Origin of the sequence: Alcaligenes sp. 13f, from assembly GCF_020496585.1 — a bacterium.
Taxonomy (GTDB): Bacteria; Pseudomonadota; Gammaproteobacteria; order Burkholderiales; family Burkholderiaceae_B; genus Alcaligenes; species Alcaligenes phenolicus.
The window spans coordinates 52,014-66,881 of sequence record NZ_JAHKKC010000017.1; the positions used below are offsets into that span (position 1 = coordinate 52,014).

General features: G+C 55.8%; 16 protein-coding genes. 10 read left to right on the plus strand and 6 right to left on the minus strand.

The genetic code is table 11. The features are described 5' to 3' along the window. Window positions 1-73: 73 nt before the first annotated feature. Window positions 74-541, minus strand: a complete 468-nt coding sequence (locus KOE80_RS14715) for a DUF1348 family protein (protein WP_060186612.1) — start codon at window positions 539-541, stop codon at window positions 74-76. Between the two features lie 61 nt (window positions 542-602). After that, window positions 603-1,520, minus strand: coding sequence for a LysR family transcriptional regulator (locus KOE80_RS14720; RefSeq protein ID WP_115634352.1), 918 nt, complete (start codon window positions 1,518-1,520; stop codon window positions 603-605). Between the two features lie 97 nt (window positions 1,521-1,617). Here KOE80_RS14720 and KOE80_RS14725 point away from each other — a divergent pair, with 97 nt between their 5' ends. The 5 genes from KOE80_RS14725 (at window position 1,618) to KOE80_RS14745 (ending at window position 6,753) form a co-directional block, all read left to right on the plus strand. After that, window positions 1,618-2,319, plus strand: coding sequence for a pirin family protein (locus KOE80_RS14725; protein ID WP_060186610.1), 702 nt, complete (start codon window positions 1,618-1,620; stop codon window positions 2,317-2,319). Window positions 2,320-2,860: 541 nt separating this feature from the next. Next, on the plus strand, window positions 2,861-3,037 hold the full coding sequence (locus KOE80_RS14730) for a hypothetical protein (RefSeq protein ID WP_155624362.1): 177 nt from the start codon (window positions 2,861-2,863) through the stop codon (window positions 3,035-3,037). A gap of 132 nt (window positions 3,038-3,169) precedes the next feature. After that, window positions 3,170-4,315: a sensor domain-containing diguanylate cyclase gene (locus KOE80_RS14735; RefSeq protein WP_035273354.1), complete on the plus strand. Its 1,146-nt coding sequence runs from the start codon at window positions 3,170-3,172 to the stop codon at window positions 4,313-4,315. 122 nt (window positions 4,316-4,437) lie between these two features. After that, complete coding sequence (iaaH, locus tag KOE80_RS14740) at window positions 4,438-5,856, plus strand: indoleacetamide hydrolase (protein WP_226349428.1); 1,419 nt, start codon at window positions 4,438-4,440, stop codon at window positions 5,854-5,856. 339 nt (window positions 5,857-6,195) lie between these two features. Beyond that, the gene (locus tag KOE80_RS14745) at window positions 6,196-6,753 is read left to right on the plus strand and encodes a DUF1697 domain-containing protein (protein ID WP_052159498.1); all 558 of its coding nucleotides are present in this window, start codon (window positions 6,196-6,198) and stop codon (window positions 6,751-6,753) included. Here the strand turns inward: KOE80_RS14745 and KOE80_RS14750 are convergent. After that, window positions 6,745-7,383, minus strand: a complete 639-nt coding sequence (locus tag KOE80_RS14750; protein ID WP_319002430.1) for an aminoglycoside phosphotransferase family protein — start codon at window positions 7,381-7,383, stop codon at window positions 6,745-6,747. The two genes, KOE80_RS14745 and KOE80_RS14750, sit on opposite strands and share 9 nt — an antisense overlap. Further along, the gene (locus tag KOE80_RS20375) at window positions 7,271-7,582 is read right to left on the minus strand and encodes an aminoglycoside phosphotransferase family protein (protein ID WP_319002431.1); all 312 of its coding nucleotides are present in this window, start codon (window positions 7,580-7,582) and stop codon (window positions 7,271-7,273) included. Before KOE80_RS20375 ends, KOE80_RS14750 begins: the two co-directional genes overlap by 113 nt. Window positions 7,583-7,902: 320 nt before the next feature. On the opposite strand from KOE80_RS20375, the gene KOE80_RS14755 reads away from it, so the two are divergent. The 4 genes from KOE80_RS14755 (at window position 7,903) to pyrF (ending at window position 11,242) form a co-directional block, all read left to right on the plus strand. Further along, the gene (locus tag KOE80_RS14755; protein ID WP_009454802.1) at window positions 7,903-8,190 is read left to right on the plus strand and encodes a co-chaperone GroES; all 288 of its coding nucleotides are present in this window, start codon (window positions 7,903-7,905) and stop codon (window positions 8,188-8,190) included. Window positions 8,191-8,224: 34 nt separating this feature from the next. Beyond that, window positions 8,225-9,871, plus strand: a complete 1,647-nt coding sequence (gene groL, locus KOE80_RS14760) for a chaperonin GroEL (protein ID WP_026485468.1) — start codon at window positions 8,225-8,227, stop codon at window positions 9,869-9,871. Window positions 9,872-10,025: 154 nt separating this feature from the next. Further along, window positions 10,026-10,409: a diacylglycerol kinase gene (locus KOE80_RS14765; RefSeq protein ID WP_009454798.1), complete on the plus strand. Its 384-nt coding sequence runs from the start codon at window positions 10,026-10,028 to the stop codon at window positions 10,407-10,409. Between the two features lie 5 nt (window positions 10,410-10,414). Then, the gene (pyrF, locus tag KOE80_RS14770; protein ID WP_026485466.1) at window positions 10,415-11,242 is read left to right on the plus strand and encodes an orotidine-5'-phosphate decarboxylase; all 828 of its coding nucleotides are present in this window, start codon (window positions 10,415-10,417) and stop codon (window positions 11,240-11,242) included. A gap of 408 nt (window positions 11,243-11,650) precedes the next feature. Here the strand turns inward: pyrF and KOE80_RS14775 are convergent, their stop codons facing one another. Both KOE80_RS14775 and KOE80_RS14780 read right to left on the minus strand, forming a co-directional pair. Beyond that, window positions 11,651-12,904 carry a CaiB/BaiF CoA transferase family protein gene (locus KOE80_RS14775; RefSeq protein WP_226349429.1) on the minus strand — a complete coding sequence of 418 codons (1,254 nt, stop codon included), beginning with the start codon at window positions 12,902-12,904 and terminating at the stop codon, window positions 11,651-11,653. Between the two features lie 26 nt (window positions 12,905-12,930). Continuing rightward, window positions 12,931-13,917 (minus strand): Bug family tripartite tricarboxylate transporter substrate binding protein, encoded by a 987-nt coding sequence (locus KOE80_RS14780; protein WP_042488785.1) that lies wholly within the window; start codon window positions 13,915-13,917, stop codon window positions 12,931-12,933. A 149-nt stretch (window positions 13,918-14,066) separates the two neighbouring features. Between KOE80_RS14780 and KOE80_RS14785 the strand changes: the two genes are divergently transcribed. Then, complete coding sequence (locus KOE80_RS14785) at window positions 14,067-14,867, plus strand: IclR family transcriptional regulator C-terminal domain-containing protein (RefSeq protein ID WP_086061439.1); 801 nt, start codon at window positions 14,067-14,069, stop codon at window positions 14,865-14,867. The last annotated feature ends 1 nt before the right edge of the window (window position 14,868 follow it).

The window sequence follows — 14,868 nt, forward strand, 5'->3', positions numbered from 1 at the left end:
TATTTCCGTGGTGGCTTATTCGTCCCGAACCACCGCAATCTGAGCGTATCCAGGATCAGCCACCCAGGTCTAATTAAAGGCCAAGATCACTCAAACCCGGATGCTCATCGGGGCGCCGCCCCAAGGGCCAACGGAACTTGCGTTCGGATTCTGTAATTGCCACATCATTAATGCTGGCATGGCGCACCGCCATATAGCCATGCTCGTCAAATTCCCAATTTTCATTTCCGTAACTGCGCCACCACTGACCGTATTCATCTTGCCATTCATAAGCAAAGCGCACGGCAATTCTATTTTCATGCCAGGCCCAGATTTCTTTAATCAAGCGGTATTCACGCTCTTTTTGCCATTTGCGTTCTAAAAAAGATTGAACCTGATCTCGCCCCTGCGGAAACTCGCTGCGATTGCGCCAGCGCGTATCCACGGTATATGCCTGCGAAACCTTGACCGGGTCACGACTATTCCAGGCATCCTCGGCGGCACGCACTTTCTGGCGGGCACTCTCCAGATCGAAAGGTGGCAAGGGAGGACGTGTATCCATAGTGATCTCCTAGAAAACAAGAGTGGACCAGACAGTCTAGCGGCAAAACGTAAGCAGTCTCTTACTGGCCGGTATCGGCCCAGGCGGCCTGTTCAAATCCCGCGACCAGAAAATCGATAAAAGCTTGCACACGAGCCGAGCGAGAGCGGCCCGGAGGCGTCAGCAGATGCAAGGTCAGGCTGGGCAAATCCCATTGCGGCAACACGATTTCCAACTGGCCTTGCTCGACCATATCGCCCAGCAGGAATTGAGGCAGCACGCTAAGCCCCAGGCCCTGAAGCAAGGGTGGGATCAGGGCCTGGGCATTGTTGACTTGCAAAGCACAGGGCACGGTTTGGGAGTAATACTCCTGCCCTTGCTGAAAGCGCCAGACACTGCCGCGTCGCTCGTAGGCGTAGCGCAGGCTCATGTGCTGAGCCAGGTCGCTGGGGTGTGAGGGTCTGCCGTACTTGGCCAGGTAACTGGGGGCGGCAACCAGCCGCAGGCGCAAATTGCACAGACGGCGCACCAGAAGGCTGGAATCATCCATGGTCGAGATACGCAAGGCCATGTCGAAACCTTGTTCCACGATGTTCACCTGGGCGTCATTAAAGTGCAGATCCAGCAGCACGGCCGGGTGCTTTTCCATGAAGGCGGGCAGCAAAGGGGCCAGATGCTCCAGCCCGAAGGACATGGGGGCAGCAATCTTGATACGTCCCTGCAGGCTTTCTTTCTGGTCGCGTGCCAGGGCTTCCGCGTTTTGTCCGGCAGCTAGAACGGCTTGGGCCTGTTCCAGGCTGGCCTGCCCGGTTTCTGTCAGGGACAGGCGTCGGGAGGTACGGTGGAACAGGGACACATGCAGCTGTTTTTCCAGCCGGGTGATTGCCTTGGAGACAGTAGGTTGTGACAGGCCCAGAACTTCGGCTGCCTGGGCAAAGGAGCCGGTTTCCGCCACAGTGGCAAAGATGGCCCAGGCTTGTAGATCCGGTAATGTTTTCATGTCGTTTTTGGAATGAATTCTATGCTATTGATTCTATTTTATTCAATCAGCAAGACGCCTAGAATTCTTTTTAGTATCCAATATTAAGGAGCGCATCATGATTGAACATCGGCCTTTTAATGAACTGGGCGGCGCCAACCACGGCTGGCTGGACGCCAAGCACCATTTTTCTTTTGCTAATTACTACGATCCCGCTCGCATGAGCTGGGGTGCCCTGCGTGTCTGGAATGACGACACGATTGCGTCCAACACCGGGTTTCCACCTCACGATCATGCCGATATGGAGATCATTACGTATGTGCGTGAAGGGGCGATCAGCCACCAGGACAGTTTGGGCAATAAGGGTCGTACTGAAGCCGGTGATGTGCAGGTGATGAGTGCCGGCACGGGTATTCGCCATGCGGAGTACAACCTGGAAAGCGGGACGACACGGATCTTCCAGATCTGGATTCAGCCAGAGCGTCGTGGTTTACCGCCAGCCTGGGGGGCCAAGCCTTTCCCCAAGGATGGGCGTTCGGGGCAGTTTGTCGCCCTGGCCAGTGGTTTTGAAGGTGACGCAGAGGCTTTGCCGATTCGTGCCCAGGCCCGTGTGCTGGGAGCGACCTTGAAGAAAGGTCAAAGCACGACTCTGTCTTTGCCTGCCGAGCATCTGGCTTATCTGGTGCCTGCCACAGGGCGGGTTTCGGTAAATGGTCTGGAGTTGAATGCCCGTGATGGGGCGGCGATTCGCAATGAAACGACGCTGGAAATTCAGGCGCTGGAGGATGCGGAGCTGGTGCTGGTTGAGACGGCGCAGTAATTGCGGAAGGGCTGTTTTGAAGATGGGGGGGAGGCCGTTTGAGCGCTCCCCCCGCTTCTTTTTGCTGTTCTGGTGCTCTGAAAATAAACGCAGGTAAGAGAAGATATATGTCTTTTTAAGGTCATATGTCAGCTCGGAAATTAAACAACCCAATAGAACGCTTGGGTTGCCTTGCCGTTTGCTGGCGTAATGTTGTTTGTTCAGTACTCCACCTTGGCAGAAAGACGCCACTTGGAGCCCTGCCGGGGTGTCCGGGCTGAGCACTTGCCGGTGCTGCGCACCGGTGCCCTTGTCAGGAGATAGCTACGGGCGCACCCTGAACTCTCGGGGTGGTTCGTCCCCCGGACGAACCACAAGCGCCCCGGTCAAACAACAGGGCGCTTGCATCACTACGCTATCTCCTGACCGCGGCAAGTACTCTGAATCGCCCCGACACCCCGGCAGGGCTCCAAGTGGCTGGCATCATAAGCAATTTAAGGGCGAAACGTAACTGTGATGCCGCTCTATGAGCTAATTGATGATGGATTCAGGGGTATTTTTCATGGCTCAATTTCCTGCCATGAAAAATACAGTTGGAGGTGGGCTGTCTCAACTGTCTGTTTTCGGTGTGGTTTTGAAAAGTATTCCTGATTTTTTGTTTAGCTTAGGTAAACAATCCTTCCCCTTGTCTGTCCTTCTCATTCTGCGCAGCCTTCCCTTAACGGAAACCGGCTCATAAAGCAGATCAAAACTTCTTCTTTTCTCTGATTAAACTGTTTGTTCTCAATCGATAAGCGTCTGCCCTGCAGCAATATCGTTACAATTGTTGTAACGCCAGTTTTCAACTCTTCTTAATGCACGCGAACACACCGTGTCCTCTCCCAACCAGTATTTCGTTCTGATCGTCCCTGCCTGCGCGGCATTGCTGGGCATCGCGATGATTTACTGCTGGAGCCGTCTACGCGATCACCGTTACCTGCTCTGGATTGCCTCGGGGTATATCTCCACGGCTATTCCTATGGGGATCCATAGCCTGATGCCCAATGAGCAACTCGCCCGCTGGACTCTGCCCTTGTCGGCTATGTATTTATATGGTGTCTGGGCTTTGTCTCATGGGGTCGCTTTACGTTTTGGCGGACGTGCTCATCCCAGATTGGCTGGAGCAATCGTCCTCGTCACGCTGGGGCTGCTTTTTTATTTTTCCCAGATTGATGATGATCTCTGGCTGCGTTTACAAATTCTGAACTGGGGCCTGGCCTTGTTGGTTGCTTTGCCCATCAAGTCGATCTTGTCCGGCAGGTCACGCACGATTCCTTTGGCAACGCTGTTGCGGGCCTCTTACCTGACAGCCTTGCTTTATGCCTTTGTTCGTGTATTTGCGCTGGCCACACTGATCCCTCGCGAGATGCAGCCAGAGCTGACCCGCTCCGGTTTTTGGCTCTTGATGCTGGCGACCAATATGTTCATCAGCATTTGGGTCGCGCTGGCTATTTTGACCAGTACGGCCATGTCGATTGTGCAGACGCTGGATCATGAGCGCAGCCGGGACCCTTTGACCCGTTTGTTGAACCGTCGTGCTTTTTTCGAGCAGGTCAAAAAACGGCTGGAGCTGTATGGACATAGCGGCTGGGCGGTCATGACCTGCGATCTGGACCACTTCAAGATGGTCAATGATACCTGGGGCCATGTGGCGGGCGATCGGGCCTTGAAGGAGTTCGGGGCCTTACTGGCTCGCACGGTTCGCCAGGACGATTTGGCAGCCCGCTTTGGGGGCGAGGAGTTTGTCTTGCTGATACGCAGCACCAGCTTGCATACCGCCGTGCTGGTCGCCGAGCGTTTGCGCAGCAGTGTGATGAATCTGCATATCCCCGCCACGGCGCATACGCTGACGGCCAGTTTCGGTGTGGTTCAGCTAAACAGCAATGGCGACATCAACCAGGCCATTGAGCAAGCTGACCGGCTTTTGTACGAAGCCAAGCATGCTGGCCGCAACAAGGTCGTTTGGAAGGCGTCCTGAGTTATTCCTCCTGCTTGCTGATACCCTTACAGTCTCTTTTTTCAAGACAGCCCCGTTAGAGGCTGATTGATAGGACTATCACAGCAAAAGCCGGGGGCGTTCACGCCTCCCCAGGAGACCCCATGTCACTTACCGAACTTAGCGCCAGCGAACTGCTGGCAGGTCTGGAAAAAAGCCAGTTCAGCGCCCGTGAGATTGCCGACGAGCTGCTCAAACAATCACAAGAAATGGCCCATTTGGGCGGTCTGGCACATTTGGATTCAGAGCTGTTTTACCAGCAGGCCGATCAGTCTGACGCACGCCGCGCCCGTGGCGAAGCCTTGGCGCTGGACGGTGTGCCTTTGGTGATGAAAGACAACCTGAACACCACGGACATGCCCACCACGTCCAGCACCGGCGCCCTGCAAGGTCGCGTGCCGCTGAAAGATGCAGATGTAGTCGCACAATTGCGCAAGGCCGGTGCCGTGCTGCCCGCCAAGTCCGTGATGCACGAACTGGCTTTTGGGATTACGACCAATAACGCTACTACGGGCCCCAGTCGCAACCCTTATGATCCAAGTCGTATTCCCGGCGGCTCTTCCGGTGGCACTGCAACGGTTGTGGCAGCTCGTCAGTTTCCAGCTGGCTTGGGCACGGATACGGGCGCTTCGGTGCGTTTACCTGCCGCGCTTTGCGGCCTGTACGGTTTCCGTCCTACAGTGGGCCGTTATTCGGGCCAGGGCATTGTGCCCTTGTCCCCTACCCGCGATACAGCAGGCCCCATGACTCGCAGCCTGGCTGACATCAGCTTGCTGGACAGCCTGCTCTGCCAGAAGGCCCCTACTGTGATTGCCACTCCTTCCTTGAAGGAACTACGTCTGGGCGTACCCCGTGACAGCTTCTGGAAGGATATGGATGCCGGTGTGGCCGACGCGACCCTGGCATTTCTGGATGATTTGCAAAAAGCCGGTGTCACGCTGGTCGATGTAGACCTGTCTCCGGTTCTGAAGATCAATGCCCGCGTCGGCATGCCGATTGTGCTGTATGAAACCTTGCAGAACCTGCCTTTGTACCTGGCCGAAAACAAGTACGACATTAGCTTGGACGAGTTGATTGCAGGCATTCACAGCCCCGATGTGAAAGAGATTTTCGACGCCATTACGGGCGACTACACCATCAGCCAGGAAGCCTACGAAGAAGCGCTAAATGTAGACCGCCCCCTGATGCAACAGGCCTATGCAGACCTGCTGCGCCAGTCCAATGTCAGTGGCTTGATCTTCCCTACCAGCCCGCTGACCGCCTGCCCGATTGGCGATGATGAAACCACCATGATGAACGGCAAGGCAGTGCCTACGTTCAACACCTACATCTCGCGTACCGACCTGGGTTCGAACCTGGGCGCACCGGGCATTTCCTTGCCTATCGGCCTGTCGGGTGGTCTGCCAGTAGGGATGTTGATTGAGGCCGATATCGGTGCAGATGATCAGTTGCTGGCTCTGTGTCGTGCGATTGATCCTTTGCTGCCAACGACACCGGCACCGGGTTTGGGCAAACGGGCTTAAATGACGTAAAGACGGATTAAGCAATCTGCAGGCTACTGCACCAGGCTGAATAACTCGCCACATCCAAATGCCATCAGCCCAACAAGAAACAGGCCGAATTCCTAGGGAAATCGGCCTGTTTTTTTGATGAGGCTCCTCACGAAGGCGTCATGCGCCCGGGTCCGTATTACCGCCAAACCGCCGACGCCACATCTGCACCAACCAGCCGTGATGCTCACACAGTGCAGACTGACGAGCCTTGAAAACTAAACTCACTACTGTTTTTTAACACAGCATAAAATGGCGCACTGAAACTCCCGCCTGCACGGCAACACCCCAACTTCACGGCTAGCACACACCATGAATACACAGATTCTTTTATTGCGCGGCGTCATGCCCACCGGCAAGAACAAGGTCTTGATGGCACCACTACGCGCAGCCCTGGAAGCAGCGGGTCTGAAAGAGGTCCGGACTTATATACAAAGCGGCAATGTGATTGTGTCCACAGAGCTGGAACAGCCGGAGCTGGAGCAACTGGTTCACCACACCATCAAGAACAAGCTGGGCGGAGATATTCAGGTCATTGCCCGAACACCGGCTTATTTCATGCGGGTGATGGCGAACAATCCTTTCAAGGACGAAAGCCCCAGCCAGCTATATTTCACCCTGCTGCGCTCCCCAGCAGATAGCGTCTTGCTGCATGCCTTCCACGCCCTGGAGCACGCACCGGATCAGGTCCGCGTCATTGATGACATCGCCTATATTGTGTGCGCGACCCGGTATCGAGACCTGAAAGCCAACAATAATTTCATCGAGAGAAAGCTCAAGGTCGTTGCGACGACACGCAACTTCAACACCATGAGCAAGCTGATCGCCTTGAGTACGGGTAATGAAATAGTGATGAACCCCTCAAGCTAGGGCCCGTCGAGCCAGCGCCGCAACGGCCAACTCTTTATTGGCCTCGGTGCGCAATCCATCCTCCAGAAACCAGGCAGCTGACAAGGCCGCATGCGCCATGACCCATCTGAGCAAGCGTTGACGCTCCAGCCCTGCAACCTCGATGACTACCGACAACTGCCGTGCAAAGCGCGCTGGATCGGTGCTCGTTTTAAGATCAGGGTTGCACAGCACATTTACATAGTCGTAATAGCGCTCACCAGTGACGCGCTTGGGATCTATTGCCAGCCATCCACGCTGATCGAAATCAAGAATGTTGCTATGGTGCGCATCCCCGTGCAGAACGACCTGATCACGCTGATCTCGCAGCAGTTCATTGGCCACTAGTGCGCATTCAGCCATCAGACCGTCCTCTTGCTGCGCCATCGGTGCCAGCGATTCAAAAAAATCGCTCAGGGGGCGCAAATTGTCAGGTGGGGCCGAAGGTCGGTTTGAATGCAATTGCTCAAGGGCACGGCAGATACAGGTCGTCGCTGCATCATCTTCCCCTTCTAAAGCCATGCGCAATAGATCCCTGGAGCCCGTTGCACGCTCCATCAGCAACGCTCCAGAGTCTGGGTCGGTCCAGCGCATATACATGCGCCGCGCCATCGCCAGCCCACCATTGCAGCACTTGGCCGCCGATGCGCTCATCAAGATCTCGTGTGATTTTGATCATCGCCGGCTGCCCCTCCAACTTCCCGGTCAGCCGCACGGGCATCAGATCGCTGGTCGCCGTGCTGAAAGGCTTGCCAGCGGCCTGCGCCCCCCAGCGTTGGAGAAAGACATTGAATAGGTTGAAGTTGGACATTGCGCTGGTTTTCGTGGAAATCTCTTTAGGCAAAAGAAAGCCTGGCGTTCGATCATGCCCGACCGCTCATGATCGAAAGCGCCCAGCTTAACTGAGCTTGCCTTATTAATGTGAGTCCAAGTCCAGACACGCACCAGAATCCGGCGTTTCCCTCCCCCCTACTTCACGCCCCAGGACAAATATGTAACAGCCTGACCCTGGTGCTCTTGAAATTAGAAAAGTCGTCCCTATAATTAGCACTCGAAGGGGTTGAGTGCTAAAACGCCTCGCCCCCACAATCGGACCAACAACTAAAGTCATCTTTAAACAGGAGTTTCTCCATGGCACTGCGTCCTTTGAACGATCGTGTGATCGTCAAGCGTCTGGACAACGAACGCACCACCGCTTCCGGTATCGTTATCCCCGAGAGCGCGACTGAAAAGCCCGATCAAGGCGAAATCCTGGCCGTTGGCCCCGGTAAGAAAACCGAGGACGGCAAGGTTCTGGCGCTGGATCTGAAAGTCGGCGACAAAGTTCTGTTTGGCAAATACTCCGGCCAGGCCGTCAAGATCGACGGCGAAGAGCTGCTGGTGATCCGCGAAGAAGAAATCTTCGCCGTGATCGAATAAGTACCGCCAACGAAAATTCAATAGGATTCAAACCATGACCGCAAAACAAGTTTACTTCGGCGACGACGCACGTACCCGCATCGTGCGCGGCGTCAACGTTCTGGCCAACGCTGTTAAGACCACCATGGGCCCCAAAGGCCGTAACGTTGTTCTGGACCGCTCTTTCGGCGCTCCTACCGTTACTAAAGACGGTGTGTCCGTTGCCAAAGAAATCGAACTGAAAGACAAGTTCGAGAACATCGGTGCTCAACTGGTTAAAGAAGTTGCTTCCAAGACTTCCGACAACGCCGGTGACGGTACTACTACCGCTACTGTTCTGGCTCAAGCCATCGTTGAAGAAGGCCTGAAGTTTGTTGCCGCTGGCATCAACCCAATGGACCTGAAGCGCGGTATCGACAAGGCCGTTGGCGTTGTGGTTGACGAACTGCGTCAACTGTCCCGTCCTTGCACCACCAGCAAAGAAATTGCTCAGGTCGGTTCCATTTCCGCCAACAGCGACCACTCCATTGGTGAGATCATCGCCAATGCCATGGACAAAGTGGGCAAAGAAGGCGTGATTACCGTTGAAGACGGCAAATCCCTGGAAAATGAACTGGACGTGGTCGAAGGTATGCAGTTTGACCGCGGCTACCTGTCCCCTTACTTCATCAACAACGCTGACAAGCAAGTTGCTGTTCTGGACGATCCGTTTGTTCTGATTTTCGACAAGAAAATCTCCAACATCCGTGACCTGCTGCCCGTACTGGAGCAAGTTGCCAAGACCAGCCGTCCTTTGCTGATCGTTGCTGAAGACGTGGAAGGCGAAGCCCTGGCTACTCTGGTTGTGAACAACATCCGTGGCATCCTGAAGACTACCGCCGTTAAAGCTCCTGGCTTTGGCGATCGTCGCAAAGCCATGCTGGAAGACATCGCTATCCTGACTGGCGGTACCGTGATCTCCGAAGAAACCGGTATGTCCCTGGAGAAAGCGACTCTGGACGACCTGGGTCAGGCCAAGCGCATTGAAGTGGCCAAAGAAAACACCACGATCATCGACGGCGCTGGCAACGGCACCGACATCGAAGCTCGCGTGAAACAAATCCGCGTTCAGATCGACGAGTCCACTTCCGACTACGACCGTGAAAAACTGCAAGAGCGCGTGGCCAAGCTGGCTGGCGGTGTTGCCGTGATTCGCGTTGGCGCTGCCACCGAAGTCGAAATGAAAGAGAAGAAAGCCCGCGTTGAAGACGCCCTGCACGCTACTCGCGCAGCCGTCGAAGAAGGTATCGTTCCTGGCGGTGGCGTTGCACTGATTCGTGCCCGCGCAGCTGTTGCCCAACTGAAAGGCGACAACACCGACCAAGACGCCGGTATCAAGCTGATCCTGCGTGCTATCGAAGCTCCTTTGCGCACCATCGTTTCCAACGCCGGCGAAGAAGCCAGCGTGGTTGTTAACCAAGTGGCCAGCGGCACCGGCACCTACGGTTACAACGCTGCTACTGGCGAATACGGTGACCTGGTCGAGCAAGGCGTTCTGGACCCAACCAAGGTGACTCGCACTGCCCTGCAAAACGCAGCTTCGATCGCCAGCCTGTTGCTGACCACCGAAGTGGCCGTGACCGAAATCGTGGAAGACAAACCTGCTCCAGCCATGCCTGACATGGGTGGTATGGGCGGCATGGGTGGTATGGGCGGCTTCTAAGCCACTTATCAGCACCCCGATCCGGGCGGAAATTGATCACTTCTGCCCTGATCGCCACGCTTTTAGTACAAAAACCGGATGGATTTTTCCATCCGGTTTTTTTTCGCCCAAGCAAACCCCTATAATCAGGGCACTTCAATCTGCAGCGTCCTTCATGTCAGACTCTCCATTCAAAAGCAAAGGCGGTGTTGGTCGCCTGTTCAATGCCCTGCGCTACTCCAGCCAGGGCCTGGCCGCTGCTCTGCGCCATGAGGCTGCCTTTCGCCAGGAACTGGCGCTGGCTGTCATCCTGACGCCACTGGCATTCTGGCTGGGGCAAACCCCGGCGGAGATTCTGGTCCTGCTGGGCACACTGGTTTTTGTGCTGGTGGTGGAGCTGCTGAACTCGGCCCTGGAGGCCCTGGCCGACACGATTACCCTGGAGCACCACCCCTTGATCGGGCGGGCCAAGGATCTGGCCAGTGCTGCCGTGCTGCTGTCCCTTATTTTTGCTGGTGCCGTCTGGCTCAGCTTTTTGTATAGCCGTTTACTTTCCTGATTCCCATGACATTCATAGAAAAACTGAACCGTGCCTGGACGGACAACCAATCCATGCTGATGGTGGGTCTGGACCCAGACCCTGCCCGCCTGCCTTTGGAGCTGGCCAGCAAACCCGGCGCGATTTATGAGTTCTGCAAAGCGATTGTGGACGTCACCGCCGACTACACCTGCGGCATCAAGCCACAGATTGCCTACTTTGCCGCTCAGGGTGCCGAGGATCAGTTGCAAGACCTGTGCGACTACATTCGCAGTCGCTACCCTCACCTGCCCATCGTGCTCGATGCCAAGCGTGGGGACGTGGGTTCGACAGCCGAGCAGTACGCACGCGAAGCCTTTGAGCGCTACCGCGCAGATGCCGTCACCGTCAGCCCTTACATGGGCTTTGACTCGGTAGAGCCGTATCTGGAGCACAAGGACAAGGGCGTGATCGTGCTGTGCCGCACCTCCAACCCCGGCGGCTCGGACCTGCAATTCATGGAAATGGCCGACGGTACGCCGCTGTACCTACACGTAGCCAGCCTGGTGGCAGAGAAATGGAATACAAACGGCCAATGTGCTTTGGTGGTGGGCGCAACCTTCCCCGAGGAAATTGGCAAGGTACGTGCCCGTATTGGCGATATGCCTTTGCTGGTGCCCGGCATTGGCGCACAAGGTGGCGATGTGGTCGCCACCGTTGCTGCTGGTATGGACTCGCAAGGTAACGGCATGATGATCAACTCTTCGCGTGCCATTCTGTACGCCAGCCGAGGCGATGACTGGCGTGATGCGGCACAAGCTGCAGCGATTGCTACGCGCAATGCGATTAATGATGCGCGCAACAAGCAGCGTTGATTGATGGCCCTCCCGGCTTGTCGAACAAGTCCGGGGATCGCGACAGCGACAGCGACAGCGACAGCGACAGCGACAGCGACAGCGACAGCGACAGCGACAGCAATTAGTGTAGATACAAGAAAGCCCCACTCACTTGGATTCAATCCAAAGTGAGTGGGGCTTCTTATTTATTAAGCTATGACCGATAGGACCCGCTCAGGCTCAGTTGAGCCTTAAGCGTAAGAAGCAGCTTCCCCCCTACTGAGTCACGAGGCCTAGGCCAGGGTCTGACCGGTATTTCAGGTAGCAGGGGCGGTGTCAATCAGACACTACTTCTGCCACAAGTCCAAACGCTAAACTAGGCCTGCGCCTCGACTCTGACACTGGTTCAAATTCTGGTTTGGCTTTGGCTTTGGCTTTTAACCCTAGTCAAGCCTGGTTCCGGTTACGCCACTGCTTCAGCTCCGGGTTATCCGCTCCCAGCAAACTCTCCAGCGCCTGCTCGGTATGCTCACCCAACTGCGGCGGAGCCATGCGGTAGGACACCGGACTGTCAGAGAAGCGCATGGGGCTGGCCGTCATGCTGACCTTGCCGGCCTGGCTGTGGTCCAGCTCGATACGCATGTTCCGGGCCTGAACCTGCGGGTGCGAGAACACGCCGTGCAGATCATTGATAGGTCCAGCTGGCACACCGATCTTGTCCAGGGCGTCCAGCCAATAAGCGCTAGGATGCTGTTGCATCGCGGCACTCAGGATCTGCTCCAGCTCATCCCTGTGCTTGACCCGCTGACTGTTAATGTTGAAACGCGAATCCTCAACAATTTCCGGGTGTCCAATTGCTTCGCAATAAGCCGCGAACTGACGGTTATTGCCGATAGCCACAATGATGTGGCCATCTGCCGTTGGGAACACCTGATAGGGCACCAGATTCTGATGTGCATTACCGGCTCGCTTCGGTGCCTGCCCACTGACCAGATAGTTCATGTTCTGATTCGCCAGCATGGCTACCTGACAGTCCAGCAAGGCAATGTCGATATGCTGCCCCAAACCACTGCGTGAGCGTTCAAACAAGGCGGCCAGAATGCTGCTGGTGGCATACATGCCCGTCATCAAGTCCGCGACGGCAACCCCCGCTTTCTGAGGACCACCGCCGGGCTTGTCATCACGTTCGCCCGTCAGACTCATCATGCCGCCCATGGCCTGGATCATGAAGTCATAACCCGGACGCTCGGCATAAGGGCCTGTCTGACCAAAGCCGGTAATCGAGCAATAAATCAGGCGAGGGTTGATCTCTTTCAAGCTGGCGTAGTCCAGGCCGTATTTAGCCAGCCCCCCCACCTTGAAGTTCTCCACCAGAATGTCGCATTCCCGTGCCATGGCACGCACCACATCCGCCCCTTCCTGGCTGGCAATATCCAGGCTGATCGACTGCTTGTTACGGTTGGCCGACAAGTAATAGGCCGCTTCAGCCGTATCTTCCTTTTCAGGTGTCTGTAAAAAGGGCGGGCCCCAGGCGCGGGTATCGTCGCCAGTTTCGGGCCGCTCTATCTTGTAGACATTGGCCCCCAGGTCAGCCAGGTTCTGTGTGCACCATGGACCAGCCAGAATGCGTGTCAGATCCAGAACCCGGATGCCATCCAAAGGGGCAGGACGCGTCGCCTGCGAGGCGTGCTGATCGCTCACGTTACAGTGCTCCATTCAAAAAACGATTAGTCCAGCGTGATATTGGCTTGCTTGATCAGGCTGCCAAACTTCTCGTCTTCCTGACGCAGGAACTCGGCGTATTCAGCAGGGGTAGAGGAAATGATGTCCACACCCTGGCGACGGAAGGTTTCAACAAATTCGGCATTCTGGCTAACGGTTTTCATGGACTGGCTCAGACGCTCGACAATTTCAGCTGGAGTGCCGCTGCTGACGTGGAAACCAAACCAGGCTGTCACGTTATAGCCCTGGTCCAGACCCAGCTCTGCGAAGGTAGGAACCTCTGGCAGCAAGGAGGAACGCTCGGGACCGGATACGGCCAAGGGACGCACGGTGTTAGCGTTGATGTGCGTAATCGCCGTGCCCATGCTATCGAACATGAAGGAGATGTGACCACCCAGCAGGTCCGTCATGGCCGGTGCGCTGCCACGGTAGGGAGCATGGATAACATCAATATTGGCCATCGTGGTAAAGGCCGCTGCCGACAGGTGCGAGGACGAGCCATTACCAAAGGACGCATAGGTCAGATCTTCGGGATTGGCGCGAGCGTGGCTGATCAGCTCCTCACCCGTATTGAAGGGACTTTGCTTGGCATTTACCACCAGCACGTTCTGCCCTTCGGCCACCAGCGAAACAGCCGTCAAGTCCTGCGCGGGATCGTAAGGCAGTTTCTTGTAGAGGTGGTTGTTCACCACCGCCTGACCCACCGCGGCCAGCAAGACGGTGTAGCCATCAGGGGCGGATTTTGCGACAAAGTCCGTAGCAATGATGCCACTGGCGCCGGGCTTGTTTTCCACAATGATGATCTGGCCCAGATCCTTGGACATTTGCTGCGCAACACCGCGGGCAATCACGTCAGTCACGCCACCCGGCGTAAAGGGCACAACCAGACGGATAGGCTTGTCCGGGTACGCGGCTTGCGCACCCAAGGAACAAAACAACAGACCCATTCCGGCCAGCAGAGGAGCCACTTTACGGGCGAGCACTTTTTTCATGTATCACTCCAAACTTATTTTGTTCGATAATCGAACTTGATTATTAAATTGCTAAGTCTTGTTTTTTTTACAATTTATCATCGATAATTCTTATGAATCTCATCACGTTCGTTAATCGAACAAAACTAGGCCTTGCCCCTTACTGAGCAATGACAACGAATAAAGAGACAGGTCCCGCCGCCAACAGCTACAAGGGCGACCCGGACTATATGCAGTCGCTGGCCCGTGGCCTGCAGGTAATTACGGCTTTTTCAGACAGAAGACGACCATTGCGGGCCGCAGAAATTGCTCTGAAAACAGGCCTGGCGCGGGCAGTGGTGCAACGCTGCCTCTATACCCTGCAAGCCCTGGGCTATGCGGAGCAGGAAGGTGCGTTCTGGAAACTGCGCCCGGCGATTTTGCAACTGGGCCATGCCTATTTTTCGTCGACCTCCATCGTCAGTCTGGCCCAGCCCATCCTGGACGATTTAAGTGATCGCGTCGGTGAAACCTGTGCCCTGGCCTTGCTGGACGGGGACGAGATCCTGTATCTGGCACGTGCACAACGACAGCGCGTACTGACCGTGTCTTTGGGCCTGGGCAGCCGCCTGCCTGCCCACTGCACTTCGATCGGGCGCATGATGCTGTCGCAGTTGCCACAAAACAGGCTGGACGCCTATCTGGAGCTGGCTCCCTTCAAGATCATGACGCAATACACCGCCCATACTCGCGAGGCTTTGCTGCGCGAATTAAAGCAGGTACAGGAAAAGGATTATTCCTTGATCAAGGAAGAGCTGGAGCTGGGTTTGACGGCGATTGGCGTACCCGTGCGCAGTGCCAGCGGGCGCGTCGTGGCCGGGATGAGCATCAGCATCAAGGACTGGCAGGATACGGAAGAGAAATTGATCCAGCGCTGCCTGCCCGAACTACGTTCGAGCGCCAGGCAGCTGGGCTTGATGTTACCGGCCTGAC

Bases quoted from the DNA above. Each gene is read 5' to 3' on its own strand.
- KOE80_RS14715 (WP_060186612.1), bottom strand. From the start codon at position 541: ATGGATACACGTCCTCCCTTGCCACCTTTCGATCTGGAGAGTGCCCGC.
- KOE80_RS14720 (WP_115634352.1), bottom strand. From the start codon at position 1,520: ATGAAAACATTACCGGATCTACAAGCCTGGGCCATCTTTGCCACTGTG.
- KOE80_RS14725 (WP_060186610.1), top strand. From the start codon at position 1,618: ATGATTGAACATCGGCCTTTTAATGAACTGGGCGGCGCCAACCACGGC.
- KOE80_RS14730 (WP_155624362.1), top strand. From the start codon at position 2,861: ATGGCTCAATTTCCTGCCATGAAAAATACAGTTGGAGGTGGGCTGTCT.
- iaaH (WP_226349428.1), top strand. From the start codon at position 4,438: ATGTCACTTACCGAACTTAGCGCCAGCGAACTGCTGGCAGGTCTGGAA.
- KOE80_RS14745 (WP_052159498.1), top strand. From the start codon at position 6,196: ATGAATACACAGATTCTTTTATTGCGCGGCGTCATGCCCACCGGCAAG.
- KOE80_RS14750 (WP_319002430.1), bottom strand. From the start codon at position 7,383: ATGGCGCGGCGCATGTATATGCGCTGGACCGACCCAGACTCTGGAGCG.
- KOE80_RS20375 (WP_319002431.1), bottom strand. From the start codon at position 7,582: ATGTCCAACTTCAACCTATTCAATGTCTTTCTCCAACGCTGGGGGGCG.
- KOE80_RS14755 (WP_009454802.1), top strand. From the start codon at position 7,903: ATGGCACTGCGTCCTTTGAACGATCGTGTGATCGTCAAGCGTCTGGAC.
- groL (WP_026485468.1), top strand. From the start codon at position 8,225: ATGACCGCAAAACAAGTTTACTTCGGCGACGACGCACGTACCCGCATC.
- KOE80_RS14765 (WP_009454798.1), top strand. From the start codon at position 10,026: ATGTCAGACTCTCCATTCAAAAGCAAAGGCGGTGTTGGTCGCCTGTTC.
- pyrF (WP_026485466.1), top strand. From the start codon at position 10,415: ATGACATTCATAGAAAAACTGAACCGTGCCTGGACGGACAACCAATCC.
- KOE80_RS14780 (WP_042488785.1), bottom strand. From the start codon at position 13,917: ATGAAAAAAGTGCTCGCCCGTAAAGTGGCTCCTCTGCTGGCCGGAATG.
- KOE80_RS14785 (WP_086061439.1), top strand. From the start codon at position 14,067: ATGACAACGAATAAAGAGACAGGTCCCGCCGCCAACAGCTACAAGGGC.